Genomic DNA, 22,933 nt, shown 5'->3' with positions numbered 1-22,933 from the left:
CCATTATTTCGCAGTCGTCGCGCCCGAGCCGCTGCCCGGCACCCTTTCGCCGCGCGAGGCCTTGCCCGCCATGTCCCGAGGATTGCCCGCAATGACCGACCGCCCGGAGCTTTCCGCCCTGCATGACGGCGGGCGTCTCGACAGCCTTCGGGCGACCGGGCTGCTCGACAGCCCGGCCGAGCCGGCATTCGACCGCGCCGTGTCGCTGGTCAAAAGATGCCTCGGCGTGCCTGTCAGCCTGGTGTCGCTGGTCGAGCCGGGGCGCCAGTTCTTCAAGGCGCAAAGCGGCCTGCGGGCGCCCTTGTCGCAGACGCGCGAGACGCCGCTCAGCCATTCGTTCTGCCAGCATGTCGTCGCGCGCGACGCGCCGCTGGTCGTGCGCGATGCCCGCGCGCACCCGGTCCTCGCGGGCAACGGGGCGGTGACCGACATGAACGCGGTGGGCTATCTCGGCGTGCCTCTGCGCGATGTGCATGGCTACACGCTGGGTTCGCTCTGCGCGATCACGGACCGGCCCCGCGACTGGAGCGACGACGAGATCGAGCTGATGACCGAGATCGCGACCGGCGTCGAAAGCGAGATCCGGCTGCGCCAGAACCTCGATATCGCGCGGCGCGAGCGTGAATCGTTCCACGCGATCCTGAACGAGCTGCCGGTGGGCGTGGTGGTGGCGCGACGCGGCACGGCCGAGATCGTCATGCGCAACCGCAAGCTGCGCGAGATCGCAAGCGACGTGTCCGACCCTTCCCAGGGGGTCGCGGGCCATGTCCGGTTCAACGCCGAGCATCCCGACGGCCGCCCGCTGCGCGAAGAGGACTATCCCATCGTGCGCGCCGCGCTGCATGGCGAGGCGGTGACGAACGAGCCGATGGTGTTCCGCCTGGACGATGGCAGGTCGGTCGAGCTTGACGTGACGGCGCGGCGGGTCGAGGGGTCGGACCTGGCCGTGGGGGTGGTCATCGACCAGACCGAGCGCAAGCGCGACCGGGCCGAGCTGCGCCGCCGCGACGCGCGGCTGGCCCGGTTCCACGACCTGACGAGCGACGGCATCCTGCAGATCGACGGCGAGAACAGGGTGATCTTTGCCAATGCCGCGGTTCTGGACAAGCTGGGCCGGGGGGCGGAAAGGCTGGAGGGCACGTCCATCTTTTCGCTGCTGCCCGCGGGCAGCGGGCTCGATCTGGAAAGCGCGTTCCGCGCCGCGCGCGACGGCAGCAGCCCCGCCGCGCTCGAGGCGACCACGGCCGAGGGCCAGGTGTTCGAGATCCGCATCTTTCCCGACGACGAGCGGCTCTTGCTGTTCCTGCGCGACGTTACCGAGGAAAACCGCCAGAACGAAGGCCGCGAGGCGCTGATCCGCGAGCTCAACCACCGGGTCAAGAACCTGTTCACCGTGGTGGGCGGGATGATCTCGATGACCGCGCGGGTCAGCCATACACCGCGCGAAATGGCCGAGTCGCTGCGCAACCGGGTGCGGGCGCTGGCCACGGCGCATGACCTCATCCGCCCCTCGATCGGGGGCGAGGCGGGGCCTAGACAGGCCATCGCCGTGTCGGAACTGGTCGCGGCGCTGATCTCGCCGCACCTCATGCACGCGACCGAACACCTGTCGATGTCCGGCCCGGCGCTGCATATCAGCCCCGACGGGGTGACGAACCTCGCGCTGGTGCTGCACGAACTAGCGACCAACGCGGCGAAATACGGTGCGCTGTCGGTACCGGGCGGCCGGCTATCGGTGACGTGGACGCGCGGCGACGCCGCCCTGTCGCTGATCTGGGAGGAACGCGACGGCCCGGCGATCGAGCAGGAGCCGGGCGCCACCGGTTTCGGCAGCCAGCTCGTCCGAACGGTGGTCGAGGGGCAGCTCAAGGGCGATCTGGTGACGGATTGGCGGCCCGAGGGGCTGCGCGTGACGATCACCCTGCCGCTGGTCCTGATCGAAGAGACGCAGGGGGCATGAGCATGGAAAACGCGGCCGACAGGGTCATCGGACTGGCGGCGGACGATGTCGCCGCAGAGCTTTTGCCGGCAGGCTTGGGCGATGCGATCCGCGCGGCGGGCGCGGTGCCGCGCGGGCCCGACCGGCTCGACGACGCGGCTCTGCCCGAATGGCGCGCCGCGCGGCTCGACGGGGCGATTCTGGCGCTGGCCGGTCCCGGCGGGGCGGGGGCACGGCTGGTGGCATCGCTCCACCATCGCGGCGCGCCCGTGGTCGCGGTGGCCGACCCCGCCGTTGCACAGGCGCTTGCCCGCACCTTTCCGACGGTGCCGGTGTTTTCGCACCCGACCGAGGCCGCGGACCTGGTCGAGGCGCTGCGCGAGCAGGTCGAGGGCTGGACCGGCGCCGGATCCTAGCGGCGGCGGTCGCGCCGCGAGGACATCGGCTGGAAGGCCACGCCGACATGGGCCTCGCAATAGGGTTTGCCCGGCTCCACCGCGAGGCCGCAAAAGGCGAAATCCTCGGTGGCGGGGTCGCCGATGGGCCATTTGCAGACCCGCTCGGTCAGCTCCATCAGGCTGATGCGCTTGGCCGTCTTTTCGACCTCGCGCACATTGGCCAGCGCCTCGGGGTCGATCTCGTTGGCCGAGGGTTGCGGCGGCAGGGGCTGGCCCGCGGGGATGATCTGGCGGCGCGGCGGCATCTGGACCGGCGCCTCTTCGGGCTCGGGCTCGGCCTCGGGTTCCGGCTCGGGCACTGGGTCGGGCGCCGGGGCCTCGGCGGCGGCCGGTTCCGCGGCCAGGGGCGGGGCGGCAGGCTCCGCCGTCTTGGGCGGTTCGGCATCGCGGCCCGAAAGGCCAAGGCGATGCACCTTGCCGATCACGGCATTGCGCGTCACGCCGCCAAGTTCCTTGGCAATCTGCGAGGCCGATTGCCCCTCGTGCCACATCTTCGTGAGAAGCGCGACGCGTTCGTCGGTCCAGGACATCACAAGCTCCGCTCGGCTGGGGGTCGTCAGGGCAGGAGCGGCGAAAAGCCGGGGTCCTGCCTTGAGTATTCGGTCGGACCGCTATTCTAATCACGCGCGCGGCCGAAACAAGGTGGCCGCGCCCGATTGCACCAAACGAAAGCGGGAACGCATGACGGATATCGAACGGACGCGCAGGCCCGCGGACATGGGCGTGCGCCGGTTCGGGCGCTGGAACGCCCGCGGCACGATCACCCTGGCCGAAAGGGAATGCCGCCGGTTCCTGTCGATCTGGAGCCAGACCGTGCTGGGCCCGCTGATCAACGCGGGGCTGTTCCTCGCGGTCTTCGCCATCGCCATCGGGCCCACGCGGGGCGACGTGATGGGCGTGCCCTTCGTGCAGTTCATCGCGCCGGGGCTGTTGATGATGACCGTGATCCAGAACGCTTTTGCCAACACGTCTTCGTCGCTTCTGGCGGCCAAGGTGCAGGGAAATATCGTCGATACGCTGATGCCGCCGCTCTCGCCGCTCGAATTGCTGGCGGGATACCTGGCGGGCGGTCTTGCGCGCGGTGCGCTTGTGGCGATGGTCATCGGTTTCGTCATGGTCACCGTGATCGGCACCGGGCTTGCGCATCCGTGGTGGCTGCTGCTGTTCATCGTGCTGGGCGGGGCGATGATGGGCGCGCTGGGCCTGCTGGCGGGAATCGTCGCCAATAAGTTCGACCAGATGTCGGCGATCACGAATTTCATCATCACGCCGCTGAGTTTCCTGTCGGGCACCTTCTACTCGATCGAGGCGCTGCCCCCGCCGCTGGTATCGCTGTCGCATCTCAACCCGTTCTTCTACCTCATCGACGGCGCGCGCTATGGCACGCTCGGCACGTCGGACGCGTCGCCGGTGCTGGGGGCGCTGGTGTCGGTCGGGGTCACCGCCGCGCTGATGGCGGTGGGATGGCGGTGGCTCGCGCGCGGCTACCGGCTCAAGGGCTGAAGGGGCGGGGTCTTGCGCGGGCCATGACGCAGGGGTATGCCGTTTGCCATGACGCACGATGCCGTATCCACCCGCCTCCGACGGCGCCGCTGACTCCATGCGGGCCGCGTGCCGGACCCCGTCCGGGCGCGGCGCACCGGCTTTCGTCCATCCCCCCTTCCGATCCGCGTCTCTGTCAGGACCGCACCCATGATTCCTTCGATCCTTCCGACATATAACCGCGCGCCGCTGGAATTCGTCCGCGGCGAGGGAAGCTGGCTGTGGACCGCCGAGGGCGAGCGATATCTCGATTTCGGCGCCGGGATCGCGGTGAACGCGCTGGGCCATGCGCACCCCGCGCTGGTCGAGACGCTGACCGACCAGGCGCAGGCGCTGTGGCATGTCTCGAACCTCTACCGGATCCCGGCCCAGCAGAAACTGGCGGATCTGCTGGTCGAACACAGCTTTGCCGATACGGCGTTCTTCACCAATTCGGGCACCGAGGCCTGCGAGCTCGCCATCAAGATGGCGCGGCGGTTCTGGTACGACCGAGGTGAGGATCGGACCGAGATCCTGACCTTCGAGGGGTGTTTCCACGGCCGGTCCGCCGCCGCCATCGCGGCCAGCGGGTCGAAGAAGATGACCGAGGGCTTCGCCCCGCTGCTGCCGGGGTTCCGGCAGTTGCCCTGGGGCGATCACGCCGCCCTGCGCACGGCGATCGGGCCGGGCACTGCCGCCGTGATGATCGAGCCGATCCAGGGCGAGGGGGGCATTCGGGTCCTGCCGGATCACTGTCTCAAGGGGCTGCGCGCGCTCTGCGACGAGCATGGCGTGCTGCTGATCCTCGACGAGGTGCAATGCGGCATGGGGCGCACGGGCCGGCTGTTCGCGCATGAATGGGCGGGCGTGACGCCCGATATCATAATGGTGGCCAAGGGCATCGGCGGTGGGTTCCCGTTGGGCGCCGTGCTGGCCACGGAGCGCGCCGCGGCGCCGATGGTCGCGGGCACCCATGGCTCGACCTATGGCGGCAACCCGCTGGCCTGCGCGGTCGGCGCCCGCGTGGTCGAGATCGTGGCGGGCGACCCGGCGTTCCTGCCGCGCGTGTCGCAGGCGGCGGGGCATCTGCAGCAGCGGCTGGGCGGCCTGGTCGACGCGCATCCCGACGTGTTCTCGGGCATCCGGGGGCGGGGCCTGATGCTGGGGCTGGAATGCCGCGTGCCGGTCGCCGAGCTGGTACGCGCGGGATACGACGCGCATGTGCTGACGGTGCCGGCCGCCGGCGACGTGGTGCGGCTCTTGCCGGCGCTGACCGTCACCGACGCCGAGATCGACGAGTCCGTCGCCCGGCTCGACCGCGCGGCAGAGGCCCTGCGCCCCGCCGCGGCCTGAGATCGCCGCCCCCCTACCGAAAGCCGGGCCGTCGGGCCCGATCCGCGCATGACCCGAGGAGCCAGGATGCAGCATTTTCTCGATATCGACCAAACCGACCCCGCCGCCCTGCGCGGGATCCTGGACGCCGCGCGCGAGATGAAGGCCGCGCGCGCGGGCCGTCCGCGCGGGGCGCCCGACGATATCCTGCCGCTCGAGGGGCGGATGGTCGCGCTGATCTTCGAAAAGCCATCGACCCGCACGCGGGTCAGTTTCGACGTGGGCGTCCGGCAGATGGGCGGCGAGACGCTGGTCCTGTCGGGGGCGGACATGCAGCTCGGCCATGGCGAGACCATCGCCGACACCGCGCGGGTCATGTCGCGCTATGTCGATCTCATCATGATCCGCACCTTCGAAGAGGCGACGCTTGTCGAGATGGCGGAGCATGCCGACGTGCCGGTCATCAACGGGCTGACGAATCGCAGCCACCCCTGCCAGATCATGGCCGACCTGATGACCTACGAGGAACATCGCGGCCCCATCGCCGGACGCAAGGTGGTGTGGTCGGGCGACGGCAACAACGTGTTCACCAGCTTCGCCCATGCGAGCCGGCAATTCGGGTTCGACCTGACCTTTACCGGGCCCGAAACGCTCGACCCCGAGCCGGCGCTGCGCGATTTCATCACGATCGAGCGTGACCCGGCACGGGCCGTCGCGGGCGCGGATCTCGTCGTGACCGATACGTGGGTGTCGATGCACGACCCGCAATCGGCGCGCGAACGGCGCCACAACCAGTTGCGCCCCTACCAGGTGAACGCCGCGCTGATGGCGCGCGCGGCGCCCGACGCGCTGTTCATGCACTGCCTGCCGGCCCATCGCGACGACGAGGCCACGTCCGAGGTGATGGACGGGCCGCATTCGGTCATCTTCGACGAGGCCGAGAACCGTCTGCATGCGCAAAAGGCGATCATGCGCCATTGCCTTGGCGTATGACGCGAATCGCAGGATATGTCGAAATCGTTGCATCATGGTCCGGTGATACGGAACGGATGTGAACGAATCGTAAACCTTTGCGTGGTTTCCTGACGTCGAAGCCGGCGATCCGATCCGTTGACGGGGGCGCGGCGATTGTCGATTCAGGATGCGACCCATGACCGGAGCTTGCCATGACCGCCCGTGCCCGCCTTGGCGCCTGGCTGACCAGCCCCAGGGTGCAGAACGCGATCATCGCGGTCATCGTGGTGAACGCGATCACCCTGGGGATGGAGACCTCGACCGCGATCATGTCGCGATTCGGCGGGCTGGTGCGCGCGGTCGACATGCTGTGCCTGACGATCTTCGTGGCCGAGATCGCGCTCAAGCTGGTGGCGTTCGGGCCGCGCTTCTTTCGATCCGGCTGGAACCTGTTCGATTTCTTCGTGGTGGCCATCGCGCTCTTGCCCGCCTCCGAAGGGGTGTCGGTGCTGCGCGCGCTGCGCATCCTGCGGGCGCTGCGCGTGATCTCGGTCGCGCCGCAACTGCGCCGCGTGGTCGAGGGGTTGCTGACCGCGCTGCCCGGCATGGCGAGCGTGTTCCTGCTGATGACGCTGATCTTCTATATCGGCGCCGTCATGGCCACCAAGCTCTTTGGCGCGGCCTTTCCCGAATGGTTCGGCGGGCTCGGCCGGTCGGCCTACACGCTGTTCCAGATCATGACGCTGGAATCGTGGTCCATGGGCATCGTCCGCCCGGTGATGGAGCGGTTTCCCTATGCCTGGGCGTTCTTCGTGCCGTTCATCATGATCACGACCTTCGCCGTGGTGAACCTGATCGTGGGCCTGATCGTGAACTCGATGCAGGATGCGCACGAGGCCGAGGACGTGGAAAGCCGCGATGCCTATCGCGACGGGGTGATGGCGCGGCTCGACGCGATCGAGCGCAAGCTCGACGACCGCGGCTGACGGCTCAGCCCGCGGCGGCCAGCACCGCGCGGGCGCGCGCCTCGGCCCGGCGCACGCGCACCGCGGTCAGGTATGCCTCTTCCATGGTCTGGCTGGCATTGACGATGGCCTCGGCCACGCGGGCGACGAGCGTCTCGTCGGCACCGGCCTCGATCAGGCGGATCGTTTCGCGCGCAAGCTCGTCGGCGACCTGTTCCAAGAGGGTCATGGGGCTAGTCCTTTCGTTTCGTCCTGAGGGTCGGCGCGGCCACGGTCGGGTCCTCGGGCCAGGGATGTTTGGGATAGCGCGCGCGCATGTCCTTGCGCACGTCGGCCCAGCTTCCGGCCCAGAAGCCGGGCAGATCCATCGTCACCTGCACGGGCCGCCCCGCCGGCGACAAGAGCGTGAGCTTGAGCGGCCGCCCCGCGACAAGGGGGTGCCGCGTCATGCCATAGAGTTCCTGCACGCGCAGCGCCACCTCGGGGGCGTCGCCGTCGTAATCGATGGGCACCGCCCGGCCGAGGGGCGTGATGAGCGCGGGGGGCACCTCTTCATCCAGCCTTTGGCGCGCAGCCCAGTCGAGCCGGGCCTGAAGCGGCGGCAAAAGGTCGAACCGCCGCCAATCGGCGGCGCTGCGCACCCCGCCGAGATAGGGCAGCAGCCAGTCTTCGGCCGTGTCGAGCAGGGCGGTTTCACCGGTGTCGAACAGCCCCAGCAAACGGACGCGCGACAGGAACCGCCGCGCCGCCGCCGAAGGGACGAGCCCGAGCTCGCGCACGCCGTCCAGCATGGCGCGGGCCAGCGCCTCGGGCGGGGCGTCGGTCCAGGCGCGGTCGTCGAGCGCGATGGCCCCGAGCCGGTCCTGCCGCCGCGCCTCGACCCGGCCCGTGCGGCGCGACCAGGCGCAGGTCTCGACCGTCGCGATCCGGTCGCCCAGCACGGCGCGCAACTCGGCGTCCGAGATGGCGATGGCCTGGCGGATCCGGGCCTCGCGCGGGTTGCCGTCGGTATCGCTGACCACCAGCAGGCGTTGACCGGCCAGCGGGTCGGCGTCGTCCATCCGCGCGCCCTTGCCGCCCGACAGCAGCCAGCGCGGCGCCTCGCCCGCGCGCCGCAGACCGATCCGGTCGGGATAGGCCAGCGCGACGGCCTGCGCGGGCGACAGCGCGTCCCGCTTGGGCACGGCCGGGGCGAGTTTCGCCAGCCGCCGCGCCTCGGTCCGCAACCGCTCGGCCGTGGCGCGGGCCATGCCGAAGGCCCCCGGATCGTCCAGCGCGCGCAGCCGCAGCGCCAGGTCCGCACCGCGGTCGCGCAGCGGGTTGCGATCGGACAGGATGGCGGCCAGGGGGGCGGCGCCGCGCCCGGCGATGGCCTGCATATGCGCAAGCCTCGGGTGGAGCGGCATCGCCGCCAGCGCCCGCCCGTGATCGGTGATGCGCCCGTCGCGCAGCGCGCCGAGGTCGTCGAGCAGCGCGCGCGCCTCGGCCAAAGCGGGGGCGGGCGGCGGGGTGAGGAAGGGCAGCGCCCCGGCATCGGCCGCGCCCCACAGCGCAAGCTCGAGCGCGAGCGGGGCGAGGTCGGCGGCCTCGATCTCGGGCGGAGGAAAGGCGGGCAGGGCGCCGTCCTCGCCGCGGGTCCAGAGCTTCCACGCGATGCCGGGCGCCACCCGCCCGGCGCGCCCCGCCCGCTGCGCCGCTTCGGCCCGACTGACGCGTTCGGTCAGCAGGCGCGACATGCCCGATCCGGGGTCGAACCGCGCCCGCCGGGCCAGACCCATGTCGATGACGATGCGCACATCCTCGATGGTGAGCGAGGTCTCGGCGATGGAGGTCGCCAGTACCACCTTGCGCCCCGGCGACGGCGCGATCGCCCGGCGCTGATCGGCAAAGGGCAGCGTACCGTAAAGCGGGCGGATCTCGGCGCGCGTCTCGCCGGCCAGCAGGGCGGCGACGCGGTGGATCTCGGGTGCGCCGGGCAGGAAACACAGCACGCCGCCGGTCTCGTCCTCGAGCACCTGCCGGATCAGCGCGGCCATGGCGGCGGCGCGGTCGCGCGGGGCGACGGCGCGGTCGATCCACCGATTCTCGACCGGAAAGCTGCGCCCCGCGCTGGTCACGACCGGGGCCGCGTCGAGCAAGGCGGCGACCGGGGCCGCATCCAGCGTGGCCGACATCACGATGACCCCGAGATCGTCGCGCAGGGCCTGCCGCGCCTCCCACGTCAGGGCAAGCGCGAGATCGGCATTGAGAGAGCGTTCGTGGAACTCGTCGAAGATGACGCAGCCGATCCCGTCCAGCGCGGGATCCGATTGCAGCATTCTCGTGAGGATGCCTTCGGTGATGACCTCGATCCGCGTGTCGGGGCCGATGCAGGTCTCGCCGCGCATCCGATAGCCCACGGTGCCGCCAACCGCCTCGCCCAGCGTCTCGGCCATGCGATGCGCGGCCGCCCGCGCGGCAAGGCGCCGCGGCTCGAGCATCACGATCCGGCCCGGCACCATGTCGAGGATCGCCAGCGGCACGCGGGTCGTCTTGCCCGCGCCGGGAGGCGCCTGCAACACCGCGCGGCCCGCGCGCGCGAGCGCCTCGCGCAGATCGTCCAGCACCTCGTCGATGGGCAGTTCCATCCCACCCGCCTAGCGCGGCGCACTGGACAAGCCCAGACCCGCGCGAAAGAACGGTGCCATGACCGACGCGGAATTGCAGGCGGGGCTCCTGGGGGGCGACAGGCGGGCGCTGGCCCGCGCGATCACGCTGGTCGAATCGGCGCGGCCCGATCACCGCGCGCGGGCGGCGCGATTGCTCGGGGCCGTGGCCGACCCGTCCCGCGACACGCTGCGGCTGGGGTTGTCGGGCACGCCGGGGGTCGGGAAATCTACCTTTATCGAACGGTTCGGGCTGGACCGCGTGGCCGAGGGGCACAGGGTCGCGGTTCTGGCGGTCGATCCGTCCTCGGCGCGCAGCGGCGGCTCGATCCTGGGCGACAAGACCCGGATGGAGCGGCTGGCCCGCGCGCCGGCGGCCTTCATCCGGCCCTCGCCCTCGCAGACCGAGCTCGGCGGCGTCGCGCGCCGCACGCGCGAGGTCATTGCCCTGTGCGAGGCGGCCGGGTTCGACCTGATCGTGGTCGAGACTGTGGGCGTGGGCCAGTCCGAGACGCTGGTGGCGCAGATGACCGATATCTTCGTGCTGCTGCTGGCGCCGGGCGGGGGCGACGAGCTTCAGGGCGTCAAGCGCGGCATCATGGAGATCGCGGACCTGATCCTCGTCAACAAGGCCGATGGCGACATGCGCCGCCAGGCCGAAGCGACGCGCGCCGAGTACCAGGGCGCGCTGCGGCTCTTGCGGCGCCGGGCGGGCGACCCCGACGGATATCCCGCAGCCCTCGCCGTGTCGGCGCTGGATGCGACGGGGATGGCCGCGGCCTGGGACGCGATGGCCGCGCTTGCGGCGCATCGCCGGGCCTCGGGGCGGTTCGCCGCGACGCGGGCGGCGCAGAACCGCCATGCCTTCGAGGATGCGGTGCGGCAGGGATTGCTGCGCCATCTCACGGCCGATCCGGGCACCCGCGACCGGATGGCGGCGCTGGGCCGGTCGGTCGCGGCGGGGCAGGTCGCGCCGGCGGCGGCCGCCGACGAGATCCTGCGCGCGATCCTCGGCGCGGCGGGGACGGGGGGCGAAGGTGCTTGACCTCGGCCGGGCGATCCACTACGCGACGCCAACCCGAGATACAGTCACGTCCGCCGGCGCGCCCCAGATCGTGCCCGGACCCGACCCGAAGACGAGGAAGACATCATGTCGCGCGTTTGCGAATTGACCGGCAAGGGCCCGATGACGGGCTTCAACGTCAGCCATGCCAACAACAAGACCAAGCGTCGTTTCCTGCCCAACCTGAACGACGTGTCGCTCATGTCGGAAACGCTGGGCCGGACGGTCAAGCTCAGGATTTCGGCGGCGGCGCTGCGCACGGTCGATCACCGCGGCGGGCTCGACGGCTACCTGGCCAAGGCCAAGGATGCCGAGCTGTCCCCCAACGCCCTGCGCGTCAAGCGCGAGATCGCCAAGGTCCAGCTTCAGGCCTGATCGCCCGACCGTTCGACGGAGTTGCAGGCGCCCCGGACCGCTGTTCGGGGCGTTTTCGCGTCTCTGGCCAGTGCGCCCCTACCCGGCCTCAGCCCTTGGGGCGCGCCATTTCGAACAGCTCTTCGACGCGGGCGTAATCGCGGTATCCGAGCCGCGCGACCGGCCGATAGGCGGTCACGTCGAGCAGGCCGTCGCGTATCATGGCGTCGTCCAGATGCACGCCCGTGACCTCTCCGATCACAAGGAAATTCGCCGCGCCTTCGAGGCGGACGATCTGCACCAGCCGGCATTCCAGCGCCGCCGGCACCGATGCGACGCGCGAACAGGCGACGGTTTCGCAGGGCGCGCGCTCCAGCCCGGCATGGGCGAACTCGTCCACGTCGCGCGGCAAGGCGCCGGAGGTCGCGTTCATCGCCTCGGCCAGCGCGCTCGAGACGACGTTGCAGCAGAACACCCCCGTTTCGCGGATATTGGCGACGCTGTCCTTGGTGTCGCCGCGGTCGCGCTTGGCCGAGGTCGAGGCGAACATCACCTGAGGCGGGCGATAGGCCACGGCGTTGAAGAAGGAATAGGGCGCGAGGTTCTCGGACCCGTCCGCCCCGCGGGTCGAGATCCACCCGATCGGGCGCGGCGCGACGATGGCGCCGAAGGGGTCGTGCGGCAGCGGATGGCCGTCTTGGGGGCGGTAGAACATCGCGACCTCCGAGGGGCGTTCATGCGGGTTTGCGGCAGGTCTAGCCGCGTGATAGGCGCCGCGCCAGTCCATGAGCGCCGGCCCGCCCGCGGCCGCGCCGCCATGCCTGAACGACGGGGGCCGTCATCGACATCGCGCCGGAAACACCGCGGGACAGCCTCGAGGTCGAGGCCCTGTTCGACCTCAGTTTCGCGCCGGGCCGCGAGGCGCTGTCCTCGTACCGGCTGCGCGAGGGCGTCGCCCCCGAGGCGGATCTGTGCCTCGTCGCGCGGGACGAATACGCGTTGGGCGCGGCGATCCGCTATTGGCCGGTGCGCGTCGGCGGGCATTCGGCACTGTTGCTGGGGCCGGTCGCGGTGCATCCCACGCGCCAGGGCGAGGGGCTGGGCGGGCTCGTGATCCGCGAAAGCCTCGGGCGCGCGGCGCGGGCGGGCCATGCGCGCGTGATGCTGGTGGGCGACGCGCCCTATTACGGGCGGTTCGGTTTCGCGCGGCTGGACGACGTGCGGATGCCGCCGCCGACCAATCCCGACCGCGTGCTGGGACTGGCGCTGAGGCCCGGTGCCTGGGACGGGATCGGCGGAGAGGTGACGCGCGCGATCTGAACTTGCAGTCGCCGCGCGGCACCCCATCTGTTGCGCATGACCAGATCGACGCAATCCCGCCCCGACGACACCGCCCCGGCCATGGCCGAGGACGATCTTTCCCCCGAGACCTCGGCTGCGCTCGACGCGCTGGCGCTGCGGTTTCATGCCGCCGACGGTTTGGGGATGCAGGTGCTGTCGATGCTGGGCGGGCAGGCCGAGGATCTGCTGGCGCGACTGCCGATGCCGGTGCGGCGCGGGCTTGACGGGGCGACGCGGCGCGCGCTCGAGATCGCGCTGAACGCGGCGCAGGCCAGCCGCGGCCGGATCGCCGATCGCCCCGACTGGCTGAACCGGGTGGTCACGACCGCGATGGGCGCCGCGGGCGGGGCGGGGGGCCTGCCGACGGCGTTGGCCGAACTGCCGGTCACGACGACGGTGCTGCTGCGCGCGATCCAGGGGATTGCGGCCGATCTCGATTTCGACCCGGGCGATCCCAAGGTGCGCGCGCAATGCCTGCAGGTCTTTGCCGCGGCCGGGCCGCTGGCGCGCGACGACGGCACCGACATGGCGTTCCTGTCGACGCGCGTCGCGCTGTCGGGCCCGGCGGTGCACGGGGTGATCTCGAAGGTCGCGCCGCGGCTGGCCACGGTGCTGGGGCAGAAGCTCGCCGCGCAGGCGGTGCCGCTGATCGGCGCCGCGGCCGGGGCGGCGACGAACTATGCTTTCACCAGCTATTACCAGGAAATGGCCCGCGTCTATTTCGGCCTGCGTGCGCTGGCCCGCGACAGCGGCGTGCCGGTCGAGACGCTGCTGCGGGAGTTCCGGCTGCGTGTCGATCCTCCCAAGCGGATCGCGTAAGACAGGCTTTACCCCAAGCGGATCGGCTGAGACCGGCTTCCCCCAGGCGGATCGCCCATAGGCGGCGCGTCAGGCGCGGCGGTTGTTCAGCATGTCGGCGAGGCAGGCATTGACCGCCCCGCGCACGCTCTGGTCGCCGCGGTCGCGCGCGTCGAGGATGGCCTGCCGGATCTCGCTTAGGTCGACGCGGCGGATCAGGTGCTTGACCGGCCCGATCGAGGCCGGGCGCATCGACAGGGCGCGCAGGCCCATCGCGCTCAGGCACAGCGCTTCGATCGGGCGGCCGGCATCCTCTCCGCAGAAACTCAGCGGCGTGCCGGTATCACTGCAGCGGTTCACGATCATCTCGATCAGCGTCAGAAAGCTCGTGTTGAGCGTGTCGTAGCGGCGGCGCACCAGCTCGTTCTCGCGGTCGGCGGCAAAGAAGAACTGCTTGAGGTCGTTGCCCCCGATCGAGATGAAATCCGCCAGCTCGAAGAACTTGCGAGGCGCGAAGGCCATGGAGGGCGTCTCGAGCATGGCGCCCACGCGCAGCTCGGCGGGCAGCGCATGGCCCAGCTTGTCCTCGCGCTCGATCTCGGCGTCGAGCAGGGCGCGGGCGTTCCGGAACTCGTCGAGCTGCGCGATGAAGGGGAACATGATGTGCAGCGGCCGCCCCGCCGCGGCGCGGATCAGCGCCTGAAGCTGCATCCGCATCACCCCCGGCCGGTCGAGCGCGACGCGGATCGCGCGCCAGCCGAGCGCGGGGTTCGGCTCTTCCGGCCTCCGCATGTAGGGCAGCACCTTGTCGGAGCCGATATCGAGCGTGCGAAACACCACCGGCTTGCCCTGTGCGGCCTGCATGACGCGCGCGTAAAGCCCGGCCAGGTCGCCGCGGCGGGGCACGTTGGCGTTGGCGAGGAACTGCAACTCGGTGCGGAACAGCCCGACCCCGTCGGCGCCCGACCCCGCGAGGCTGGGCAGATCGGCCATGAGCCCCGCGTTCATCGACAACCCGATGACGGTGCCGCAGGTCGTTTCGGCGGGCAGGTCGCGCAGGTTGGCATAGCGTTTCTGCGCCTCGGCCTGCATCGCCATCTTGTCGCGGAAGGCGGCCCAGACGGTGTCTTCGGGGCGCAGGTGGACGACGCCGTGTTCGCCGTCGACGAGGATCGGATCGCCGTTCAGCGCCTCGGTCAACACGCCGCGGGCGTGGATCACCAGCGGGATCGCCAGCGCGCGGGCGACGATGGCCGCATGGCTGCCCACCGATCCGTTTTCGAGCACGACGCCTTTCAGCTTGCGGCCGTATTCCAGCAGCTCGCCCGGCCCGATATCGCGCGCGATCAGGATGGGATCCTCGGGCATTGTGGCGCCGGTTTCCTGACCCTGTCCGGTCAGGATGCGCAGCAGGCGCCGCGACAGGTCGTCGAGATCGGTCAGCCGTTCGCGCATATAGGCATCGGGCGCGTTCTCGAGCCGCTGGCGGGCGATGGATTGCTCTTTCTCGACGGCGGCCTCGGCCGACAGCCCGCGCTTGATGTCCTCGCACATGCGACGCAGCCAGCCGCGCGAATGGGCGAACATGCGATAGGTCTCGAGCACTTCGCGCTGGTCGCCGTCGCCCATGCCCTCGCCGTCGAGCAGGTCGTCGACCGAAACGCGCAGCGTCTCGACGGCCTCGGTCAGGCGGACGATCTCGGCGTCGATATCCTCGGCGATGGGGTTGGTGACGACGACGCGGGGCTCGTGCAGCCAGACATGGCCCTCGGCCGATCCCTCCTGCCCGACGGTGCCGCGGACCAGCACGGCGTGCTGGTGGCGGGCCGACAGGGCGCTGCCCTCGCCGACAAAGGCGCCGAGCTCGGTCATCTCGGCCAGCACCATCGCCACGACCTCGAGCGCATAGACCTCGTCGTCGGAATAGCTGCGCGCCTCGCGCGATTGCACCACAAGCACGCCCAACCGGTCGCCCAGCCGCTGGATCGGGATGCCGAGGAACGAGGAATACGCCTCTTCGCCGGTTTCGGGCATGTAGCGGAACCCGCGCACCGACGGCGCGTCGGCGGCGTTGATGTTGCGCCCCAGCCGCGCGACGCGGCCCACCAGCCCCTCGCCGAGGCGCAGGCGCGTCTTGTGTACGGCTTCCTTGTTCAGCCCCTCGGTCGCGCAGAGTTCGAGCGTCTCGGGGTCGCGGAACAGGTAGATCGAGCAGACCTCGGTCTCCATCTGCTGCGCGATGATCGTGGTGATGCTGTCGAGCCGCGCCTGGCCCGCGCTGTCCTCGGCCAGCGCCTGGCGCAGCCGCTGGAGCAGCTTTCGGCTCGCGCTGTCGGAAGTGTTCGGCATCCGGCCCGTCCCGTTCGTGCTGGGGTGTAGGTTGCGGCGCGGCGTGGCGCGGAGCAAGGCCGGAGCTGCGCCCGCGCGCGCCCGGCCCGGCTCAGGATTCGAGCCCGCCGCCCAGTTTCTCGAGCCCGAAGGTGTCGTGCAGCGCCTGCACGGCAAGCTCCATGTACTTGCGGTCGATCAGCACCGAGATCTTGATCTCGGAGGTGGTGATGACCTTGATGTTCACGTTCTCGTCGCGCAGCGCCTTGAACATGTGGGCCGCGACGCCGGTATGGGACCGCATCCCGATGCCCACGACCGACACCTTGGCGACCTCGGTATCGGCGACGAGGTCGGTATAGGCGATGCCGCCCGACGCCTTGGCGCCCTCCATGGCCTGGGTGGCGCGCTTGACCTGGTCGATGGGGCAGGAGAACGTCATGTCCGTCTGCCCGCCTTCGGAAATGTTCTGCACGATCATGTCGACATTGACGCCCGCCTCGGCCAGCGGTCCGAAGATCGCGGCGGCGATGCCGGGCTTGTCGTCGACGTTGAGCAGGGTCATCTTGGCCTCGTCGCGCGAATAGGCGACGCCGCTCACCACGTTATTTTCCACGATCTCGTCCTCCTGGCAGACCAGCGTGCCCGCGGTCTCGTCGTATTCGTCGAAAGAGCTGAGCACCCGCAGCTTGACGCCATAGCGCATCGCCAGCTCGACCGAGCGGGTCTGGAGCACCTTGGCCCCCAGCGACGCCAGTTCGAGCATCTCCTCGAAGGCGATCCGGTCGAGCTTGCGCGCCTTGGAGGTGATGCGCGGATCGGTGGTATAGACCCCGTCGACATCGGTATAGATATCGCAGCGCACCGCGTCGAAGGCGGCGGCAAAGGCGACGGCGGTGGTGTCGGACCCGCCGCGGCCCAGCGTGGTGATCCGCCCCTCGGGGCTGATCCCCTGAAAGCCCGCGATCACCGCGACCTTCATGCCGTCGGCGAACCGCGCGTCGAGATTGGCGGTCGGGATCGCCTCGATCCGGGCGGCGCCGTGCGCGCCCGTCGTCTGAACCGGCACCTGCCAGCCCTGCCACGACCGCGCCGGCACGTCCATTTCCTGAAGCGTCAGCGCCATGAGCCCGGCGGTCACGTTCTCGCCCGAGCTCACGACGGCATCGTATTCGCGCGCATCGTAAAAGGGCGAGGTCTCGTTCACCCAGCCGACGAGCTCGTTCGTCTTGCCGGCCATCGCCGAGACGATCACGATCACCTCGTGCCCGTTGGCCACCTCGCGCCCGACGCGCTTGGCCGCGCGCCGGATGCGGTCGAGCGTCGCGACCGAGGTGCCCCCGAATTTCATCACCAGACGCGACATGCCGGCCTTTCCTGCTCGCTCGCGGTTCCGGCGCTTCTGTATGGAGCGCGCCCACCGCGCGCAAGGCCCGCCATTTCCCCCGCGGCATCCCGGACTAGGTCCTGCGGCAGGGAGATGCCGATGGAACATATCTCGACCGACAGCCCCAGCCGGACCCTGCGCATCTATGCCCATGTGTCGCGGGCGGTGTCAGCGGTCATCCTCGTGGGGATGGTGGCGGTCGTCCTGCTCGCGGTCTGGAGCTTTCTCGTCACGCTGGTCGAGATCACCGTGGCGACGGATGCGACGCTCGACTATCCGCAGTTCCAGATCCTGTTCGACCGGGTGCTCGCCGCCGTCATCGCGCTCGAGCTTGCCCATTCCATCGGCCAGATGGTCGCGGGCGATCACGGGCTGGCGCAGGTGCGCACCGTCGTGACCATCGGGATGCTGGCGGTGGTGCGCAAGCTCATCGTCATCGAGATGGACCAGGCCACGGGGTTCTTTCTGCTGGGCATCGGCGGCGCGGTGGTGGCGCTGGCCGGCGCGCTGGTCGCGATCCACTGGATCGCGCGCCACGAGCGCAAGCCGGGCTGAGCGGCTCAATCCCCCGAAAAGCTGCCGTAGCGGCCCGAAGAGAACACCAGCGGGTCGCCGTCGCGATGAACGGCATCCATGACGCGCCCCAGCACGATCGCATGGTCGCCCGCGTCATGCACGGCCCACCTTTCGCAATGGAACCGTGCGAGGCAGTCGCGCAAGAGCGGCGTCCCGTCCTCGGCCCATGTCACGTCGAGCCGGTCGAAGATGTTGCCCTCGCGCACGAACCCGTCCGAGATCTCGTGCTGATCGGCCGCCATGACGTGGATGGCAAAGCGTTGCGCGCGGGTGAACGGCGCGTAGCGGCCCGAGGACTTGGCCGGCATCCACAGCACCAGCGGCGGGTCGAGCGAGACCGAGGCAAAGCTGTTGGCGGTGATCCCCAGCGGGCCGGTCTCGGCGCGGGTGGTGATGACCGTGACCCCGGTGGCAAAGCGTCCCAGCGCGTCGCGCAGCTCGCGCGGGGTGAAGGGCGACATGTTGCTCATGATGCCGCGCGCCCGGATTTCACGCGTCCCGCACGGCATCGCATCCGGTGCGGTTCCGTTCCGCCCATGAGCCCAATACGCCTCATCCCGTTCCCCGTCCCGGTTCCCATCGCAAGCGCCTAAGAGTATGCGGATCGTCCGGGTTTCAACCCCCCGCCTGACGGTCGCGCGCCCAAACGTGACCCGATTGCGCTTCACCTCGGGGGCGCGATCCACTACATCGGGGGCGACAAAGGCGACGGTCGGGGCCGAGGGCGCCGCGCCGCCGCGATCGAGGAGAATAACATGCTCAACAATATCGGTCTTCCCGGCCTGTTGCTCATCGCCATCGTGGTGCTGGTGCTGTTCGGCCGGGGCAAGATCTCGTCGCTGATGGGCGAGGTCGGCAAGGGCATCACCGCCTTCAAGAAGGGCGTCGGCGAAGGCTCCAAGGAAGACGAGCCCGAGACGACCAAGCGGATCGAGTCGCAGGACGTCGAAAGCCCGGCCGTCCACACGTCCGAGAAAGAGACGAACAAGAGCTGATCGCCCCAAGCCGCGGAGGCGGGCCAAATGTTCGATATCGGGATGACCGAACTGATGGTCATCGGCATCGTGGCGTTGATCGTCGTCGGGCCGAAAGATCTGCCGGGCATGTTCCGCACGCTCGGGCGCACCATGGGCAAGATGCGCGGCATGGCCCGCGAGTTCCAGCGCGCGATGGAGGATGCCGCCGACGAGGCCGGCGTCAAGGACATGCGCTCGGACCTCAAGGGCTGGAGCAACCCCAAGAAACTCGGGCTCGACCGGCTGGACGAGGCGACCAAGGACCTGCGCAGCTGGGATCCCGACCGCGCCGGCAAGACCACCGGCCACGCCGCGAAACGTCCTGACGCGGCCCGCGCCAAGGGGCCTGCCACCCAGGCCCTGACCGAAGAGCGCGCCGCCCAGGCCGAGCGCATCCGCGAGGCCGCCGCCGCCCGTGCGCAGGCCCGCCGCGACGCCGAGGCCGCCAAGGCCGCCAAGGCCGAGACGCCCGGTGCAACGCCCGAGCCTGCGCCGACCCCCGAGCCCGCCGCGACCACGCCGGAGCCGCGCGAATGAGCGCGCCCGACGAGATCGAAGACAGCTCGGCCCCGCTGATCGAGCACCTGGCCGAACTGCGCACCCGGCTGATCCGCTCGGTCCTCGCCTTCATCGTGGGGATGGTGATCTGTTTCACCGTCGCCACCCCGATCTTCAACTTCCTGACCCGCCCCTTGTGCGAGGTGCTGGCCGCGCGCGGGCAGGATTGCGACCTGATCTTCATCTCGCCGCAAGAAGGTTTTTTCGTCGCGGTCAAGGTGTCGCTGCTGGGCGGGCTGTTCCTCGCCTTTCCGGTGATCGCCTCGCAGTTGTGGCGCTTTGTCGCGCCGGGGCTCTACAAGTCGGAAAAGGGCGCGATGCTGCCCTTCCTGATCTCGTCGCCCTTCATGTTCGTGCTCGGCGCGTCCTTTGCCTTCTACGTCGTGACGCCGCTGGCCTATGATTTCTTCCTCGGGTTCCAGCAGTTCGGCGCCGAGGGCGAGGCCGTGGTGTCACCGGATGTCGGCGCCCCGCTTTCGGTCGTCTTCCAGGGCTCGGCGCAGGAATATCTCAACCTCACGATCAAGTTCATCGTGGCCTTCGGGCTGTGTTTCCAGCTTCCCGTGCTTCTCACGCTGCTGGGGCAGGCGGGGCTGGTCAGCGCGCGGGGCCTGGGCGAGGTGCGCAAATACGCGATGGTCGGCATCCTGATCCTCGCGGCCGTCGTCACGCCGCCCGACGTGATCACGCAGATCATCCTCTTTGTCGTGGTCTACGGGCTTTACGAGGTGTCGATCCTGCTCGTCCGCCGGGTCGAGCGGAAACGCCTCGCCCGCCTCCGGGCCGAGGGCATCCTCGGCGAGGACGAAGAGCTTTACGACCTCGACGACGATGACGACCCCGAACTCGACGATGCCGAGCCCGAGGACGAGACCAAGCGCCCGTGACCGATCCGCTGATCCGCATCGCCGCGGCGCTCGAACGGTTGGCTCCGCCGCCAGCGCCGGCCCCCGATTTCGCCCAGGCCGATGCGTGGCTGTGGCAGACCGAGCCCGATACGCTGATCCCGGTCGAGCGGGTGGCGCGGGTCGATCTGGAGCGTCTGGTGGGCATCGACCGGGCGCGCGACACGCTTCTGGCCAATACGCGGCAATTCGCCCGCGGCCTGCCCGCCAACAACGCGCTGCTCTGGGGTGCGCGCGGCATGGGCAAGTCGAGCCTCGTCAAGGCGGTCCATGCCGAGGTGTCGCGCGACGCCCCGCTCAGAATCGTCGAGCTTCAGCGCGAGGACCTACCCAGCGTCGGGCGGCTTCTGACGTTGCTGCGCGCGGCCCCCGAGACGCGGTTCCTTCTGTTCTGCGACGACCTGAGCTTTGGCCATGACGACCAGCATTACAAATCGCTCAAGGCGGTTCTCGACGGCGGGATCGCGGGGCGGCCCGAGAACGTGCTGTTCTACGCGACCTCGAACCGCCGCCACCTGATGCCGCGCGACATGATCGAGAACGAACGCTCGTCGGCGATCAACCCCTCCGAGGCGGTCGAGGAAAAGGTGTCATTGTCGGACCGTTTCGGGCTGTGGCTCGGCTTTCACTCCTGCACGCAGGACGATTACCTCGCCATGATCGAGGGCTATTGCTCGGCGGCGGGCCTGTCGATCCCGGCCGAGCGCCTGCGCGCCGAGGCGATCGAGTGGCAGGCCACCCGCGGCGCGCGGTCCGGCCGCGTGGCGTGGCAGTTCTTTACCGATCTCGCCGGGCGCGAGGGCGTCCGGCTGGGCTGAGCGTTGGCGCTCAGGGCAGGTATCCGGCCGGATCGACGCTGTCGAAGCCTTCGCGCACCTCGAAATGCAGGAAGGGAGGGTTGCCGGGTCGGATCCGCGCGACGGTCTGCCCGCGCCTGACACTGTCGCCCTTGGCCACCGTCACATCGGTCACGCCGGCATAGACGGTCAGGATATTGTCCGAATGGCGCAGCACGAGGATCGGCACCTGGTCGGTATCGCGCGTGATCGCGGCGACCGTGCCGCTATCGGCAGCCTTCACCTCGGTTCCGGCGGGGGCCTTGATGTCGATGCCGTCATTGCGCCCCTTGGCATAGGCGCGGATGATCGAGCCGGTCACGGGATAGATCAGCCGGGCCTCGTCGGCGCGGCTGGCGGTCGTGGTCTCGGCGGCCATGGCGGCGGGCTCGGGCGTCTCGGGCGGGGCCTGTGTCTCGTTCCGCTCGGGCAGCGGGGTCGCGGCCGACGGCGGGGGCGGCGCCACGGTGCCCTGTCCCGGCTGGGTCTCGGTGGCGGCGGCCGGGGCGGGGGCGGCGACGGGGATCAGCAGGAACTGCCCCTCGCGCACGCCCAGATCGGTGCCGAGCCCGTTCCACTCGGCCAGCGCGCGCACCGGCACGTCATAGCGACGCGCGATGGAATAGGCGGTTTCGCCGCGCGCGACGCGGTGCCGCTCGGGCTCTCGGCCCGAGGCCGCCGGCGGCGCGGCGGGGGCGGCGGCGGGCGTGGGCGCGGGCGTCGTGCCCGAGCGCGCGATGGCCGCCTGCGCGCGATCCTCGAGCGAGGTGGTCGCCACCGTCCCCGGCGCGGCAAGACCGGCGGCACCCGGCCGGATCGGCCCGGCGGTCGGCGCGCCCGTCGCGGGCGAGGGTTCGGCCACGCGGCGGGGCAGGGCGATGATCTCGCCCTGGCGCAGCGTCAGATCGGCGGGCATCCCGTTATGGCGGGCGAGCTCATCGGCGGGCAGGCCGATCCGCGCGGCCACCTGCGCGACGGTATCGCCGCGCCGGGCCACGGCCACCTGGTAATTCGGGTATGAGATGATCCCGCGATCGTCTGCCGCGGGCCGCGGCGCCACCGCCCGCCCCACCGCGGGCGAGGTGTCGAAGGCATTGCCGAGCCGGTCGCGCAGGTCGATGTCGAACCCGCCCCCCGACCCGCAGGCCGAAAGCGCACCCAGTACCAGCGCCAGCGTGCCCGCGCGGGCCATGCGCGCCGATCCTCTGCCGTGCCGCGCGTCGCGGATGGGGTCCTGCATCGTCATCGGCTCGTCCCTCGTGTCTTGCGCGGGGCCTCTTGCCGGACCCCTGCCGCCTTGCGGTTCGCGGGCCCGGTCCTGCGCAGGCCCCCGGTCGTCATTCCTGTCCCAGCCCCTCGAGCAGGGGCACGAAGCGAACCGGGCGCATCACCTGGTAGTCGAACCCGTCCTCGGTGCGCGTGACCTTGAGCAATGTCTGGACCGTGTCGGACTGGCCCACCGGCACGACCATGATACCCCCCACGCGCAATTCGGCCAATAGGGGGCCGGGCGGGTCTTCGGCGGCTGCGGTGACGAGGATACGGTCGAAGGGCGCCTGTTCGGGCAGGCCCAGCGTGCCGTCGGCGCAGATCACGGTGATATTCGTCGCGCCGGTGGATTCGATCACCCGCCGCGCATCCATCGCCAGCCTGCGATGGCGGTCGATGGTATAGACCCGCCTTGCGAGATGGCCGAGGATCGCGGCCTGGTAGCCCGAGCCGGTCCCGATCTCGAGCACCTTGTCGCGCGGCCCCACCTCGAGCGCCTGCGTCATCATCCCCACGACCGAGGGCTGCGAGATCGTCTGCCCGCAGGCGATGGGCAGGGGCGTGTCCTCGTAGGCGCGTTCGGCGAATATCCCGCGCACAAAGAGCCCGCGATCCACCCGCTCCATCGCGTCGAGCACCGCGCCATCCGTCACCCCGCGCGAGCGCAGCGCAAAGAGGAGCTGCATCC

24 protein-coding genes are annotated in these 22,933 nt (G+C 70.2%); 15 read left to right on the top strand and 9 right to left on the bottom strand.

What is annotated here, in order from left to right:
* The first annotated feature begins 91 nt into the window (after positions 1–91).
* Positions 92–1,960 carry an HWE histidine kinase domain-containing protein gene (locus E2L08_RS06680; protein ID WP_168771070.1) on the top strand — a complete coding sequence of 623 codons (1,869 nt, stop codon included), beginning with the start codon at positions 92–94 and terminating at the stop codon, positions 1,958–1,960.
* Complete coding sequence (locus E2L08_RS06675; RefSeq protein WP_133396289.1) at positions 1,957–2,355, top strand: hypothetical protein; 399 nt, start codon at positions 1,957–1,959, stop codon at positions 2,353–2,355. The genes E2L08_RS06680 and E2L08_RS06675 overlap by 4 nt, the downstream gene beginning before the upstream one ends.
* Here E2L08_RS06675 and E2L08_RS06670 read toward each other — a convergent pair.
* Positions 2,352–2,927: a GcrA family cell cycle regulator gene (locus E2L08_RS06670; RefSeq protein WP_133396288.1), complete on the bottom strand. Its 576-nt coding sequence runs from the start codon at positions 2,925–2,927 to the stop codon at positions 2,352–2,354. The genes E2L08_RS06675 and E2L08_RS06670 overlap by 4 nt on opposite strands.
* A 151-nt stretch (positions 2,928–3,078) precedes the next feature.
* Between E2L08_RS06670 and E2L08_RS06665 the strand changes: the two genes are divergently transcribed.
* The 4 genes from E2L08_RS06665 to E2L08_RS06650 all read left to right on the top strand — a co-directional run bounded on the left by E2L08_RS06665 (position 3,079) and on the right by E2L08_RS06650 (position 7,190).
* Positions 3,079–3,900: an ABC transporter permease gene (locus tag E2L08_RS06665; protein WP_240758137.1), complete on the top strand. Its 822-nt coding sequence runs from the start codon at positions 3,079–3,081 to the stop codon at positions 3,898–3,900.
* A gap of 189 nt (positions 3,901–4,089) precedes the next feature.
* Positions 4,090–5,271, top strand: coding sequence for an aspartate aminotransferase family protein (locus E2L08_RS06660; RefSeq protein WP_133396287.1), 1,182 nt, complete (start codon positions 4,090–4,092; stop codon positions 5,269–5,271).
* Between the two features lie 66 nt (positions 5,272–5,337).
* Positions 5,338–6,243, top strand: coding sequence for an ornithine carbamoyltransferase (gene argF / locus E2L08_RS06655; protein ID WP_133396286.1), 906 nt, complete (start codon positions 5,338–5,340; stop codon positions 6,241–6,243).
* A 173-nt stretch (positions 6,244–6,416) separates the two neighbouring features.
* A complete protein-coding gene (locus tag E2L08_RS06650) occupies positions 6,417–7,190 on the top strand; it encodes an ion transporter (protein WP_133396285.1) in 774 nt (257 codons plus the stop codon).
* A gap of 4 nt (positions 7,191–7,194) precedes the next feature.
* Here E2L08_RS06650 and E2L08_RS06645 read toward each other — a convergent pair whose 3' ends face one another.
* Entirely contained in the window at positions 7,195–7,398 is a 204-nt protein-coding gene (locus E2L08_RS06645; RefSeq protein WP_133396284.1) for a hypothetical protein, read from the bottom strand.
* A 4-nt stretch (positions 7,399–7,402) separates the two neighbouring features.
* Complete coding sequence (gene hrpB / locus E2L08_RS06640) at positions 7,403–9,796, bottom strand: ATP-dependent helicase HrpB (protein ID WP_133396283.1); 2,394 nt, start codon at positions 9,794–9,796, stop codon at positions 7,403–7,405.
* Positions 9,797–9,854: 58 nt separating this feature from the next.
* On the opposite strand from hrpB, the gene meaB reads away from it, so the two are divergent.
* Complete coding sequence (gene meaB / locus E2L08_RS06635) at positions 9,855–10,859, top strand: methylmalonyl Co-A mutase-associated GTPase MeaB (RefSeq protein WP_133396282.1); 1,005 nt, start codon at positions 9,855–9,857, stop codon at positions 10,857–10,859.
* 105 nt (positions 10,860–10,964) lie between these two features.
* Positions 10,965–11,252: a 50S ribosomal protein L28 gene (gene rpmB, locus E2L08_RS06630; RefSeq protein ID WP_133396281.1), complete on the top strand. Its 288-nt coding sequence runs from the start codon at positions 10,965–10,967 to the stop codon at positions 11,250–11,252.
* Between the two features lie 88 nt (positions 11,253–11,340).
* Here rpmB and E2L08_RS06625 read toward each other — a convergent pair whose 3' ends face one another.
* Positions 11,341–11,946 carry a flavin reductase family protein gene (locus E2L08_RS06625; protein ID WP_133396280.1) on the bottom strand — a complete coding sequence of 202 codons (606 nt, stop codon included), beginning with the start codon at positions 11,944–11,946 and terminating at the stop codon, positions 11,341–11,343.
* Between the two features lie 125 nt (positions 11,947–12,071).
* On the opposite strand from E2L08_RS06625, the gene E2L08_RS06620 reads away from it, so the two are divergent.
* On the top strand, positions 12,072–12,551 hold the full coding sequence (locus E2L08_RS06620) for a GNAT family N-acetyltransferase (RefSeq protein ID WP_133396279.1): 480 nt from the start codon (positions 12,072–12,074) through the stop codon (positions 12,549–12,551).
* 81 nt (positions 12,552–12,632) lie between these two features.
* Entirely contained in the window at positions 12,633–13,391 is a 759-nt protein-coding gene (locus tag E2L08_RS06615; RefSeq protein WP_133396342.1) for an EcsC family protein, read from the top strand.
* Positions 13,392–13,460: 69 nt separating this feature from the next.
* Here the strand turns inward: E2L08_RS06615 and ptsP are convergent, their stop codons facing one another.
* Together ptsP and E2L08_RS06605 are read right to left on the bottom strand one after the other, a co-directional pair.
* On the bottom strand, positions 13,461–15,719 hold the full coding sequence (gene ptsP, locus E2L08_RS06610; RefSeq protein ID WP_133396278.1) for a phosphoenolpyruvate--protein phosphotransferase: 2,259 nt from the start codon (positions 15,717–15,719) through the stop codon (positions 13,461–13,463).
* A gap of 91 nt (positions 15,720–15,810) precedes the next feature.
* A complete protein-coding gene (locus tag E2L08_RS06605; RefSeq protein WP_133396277.1) occupies positions 15,811–17,064 on the bottom strand; it encodes an aspartate kinase in 1,254 nt (417 codons plus the stop codon).
* Positions 17,065–17,184: 120 nt separating this feature from the next.
* Here E2L08_RS06605 and E2L08_RS06600 point away from each other — a divergent pair, with 120 nt between their 5' ends.
* Positions 17,185–17,640, top strand: a complete 456-nt coding sequence (locus tag E2L08_RS06600; protein WP_168771069.1) for a phosphate-starvation-inducible PsiE family protein — start codon at positions 17,185–17,187, stop codon at positions 17,638–17,640.
* A 5-nt stretch (positions 17,641–17,645) separates the two neighbouring features.
* Here E2L08_RS06600 and E2L08_RS06595 read toward each other — a convergent pair whose 3' ends face one another.
* Positions 17,646–18,131: a flavin reductase family protein gene (locus E2L08_RS06595; RefSeq protein ID WP_133396275.1), complete on the bottom strand. Its 486-nt coding sequence runs from the start codon at positions 18,129–18,131 to the stop codon at positions 17,646–17,648.
* A gap of 285 nt (positions 18,132–18,416) precedes the next feature.
* On the opposite strand from E2L08_RS06595, the gene E2L08_RS06590 reads away from it, so the two are divergent.
* Genes E2L08_RS06590 through E2L08_RS06575 form a run of 4 tightly spaced genes read left to right on the top strand, consistent with a single transcriptional unit; the run spans position 18,417 to position 20,958 of the window.
* The gene (locus E2L08_RS06590; RefSeq protein WP_133396274.1) at positions 18,417–18,656 is read left to right on the top strand and encodes a twin-arginine translocase TatA/TatE family subunit; all 240 of its coding nucleotides are present in this window, start codon (positions 18,417–18,419) and stop codon (positions 18,654–18,656) included.
* Positions 18,657–18,683: 27 nt separating this feature from the next.
* On the top strand, positions 18,684–19,214 hold the full coding sequence (gene tatB, locus E2L08_RS06585) for a Sec-independent protein translocase protein TatB (RefSeq protein WP_133396273.1): 531 nt from the start codon (positions 18,684–18,686) through the stop codon (positions 19,212–19,214).
* A complete protein-coding gene (gene tatC, locus E2L08_RS06580; RefSeq protein ID WP_133396272.1) occupies positions 19,211–20,122 on the top strand; it encodes a twin-arginine translocase subunit TatC in 912 nt (303 codons plus the stop codon). The genes tatB and tatC overlap by 4 nt, the downstream gene beginning before the upstream one ends.
* On the top strand, positions 20,119–20,958 hold the full coding sequence (locus E2L08_RS06575; RefSeq protein WP_133396271.1) for an ATP-binding protein: 840 nt from the start codon (positions 20,119–20,121) through the stop codon (positions 20,956–20,958). Before tatC ends, E2L08_RS06575 begins: the two co-directional genes overlap by 4 nt.
* 10 nt (positions 20,959–20,968) lie before the next feature.
* Here E2L08_RS06575 and E2L08_RS06570 read toward each other — a convergent pair whose 3' ends face one another.
* Positions 20,969–22,222, bottom strand: a complete 1,254-nt coding sequence (locus E2L08_RS06570; RefSeq protein ID WP_338069518.1) for a peptidoglycan DD-metalloendopeptidase family protein — start codon at positions 22,220–22,222, stop codon at positions 20,969–20,971.
* A 91-nt stretch (positions 22,223–22,313) separates the two neighbouring features.
* Positions 22,314–22,931 carry a protein-L-isoaspartate(D-aspartate) O-methyltransferase gene (locus E2L08_RS06565; protein ID WP_133396340.1) on the bottom strand — a complete coding sequence of 206 codons (618 nt, stop codon included), beginning with the start codon at positions 22,929–22,931 and terminating at the stop codon, positions 22,314–22,316.
* Positions 22,932–22,933 lie beyond the last annotated feature (2 nt).

The organism is Palleronia sediminis, assembly GCF_004358695.1.
GTDB lineage: Bacteria > Pseudomonadota > Alphaproteobacteria > Rhodobacterales > Rhodobacteraceae > Palleronia > Palleronia sediminis.
The sequence above is the reverse complement of the archived record's forward strand: the minus strand, read 5'-3'. Positions and strand labels throughout refer to the sequence as shown.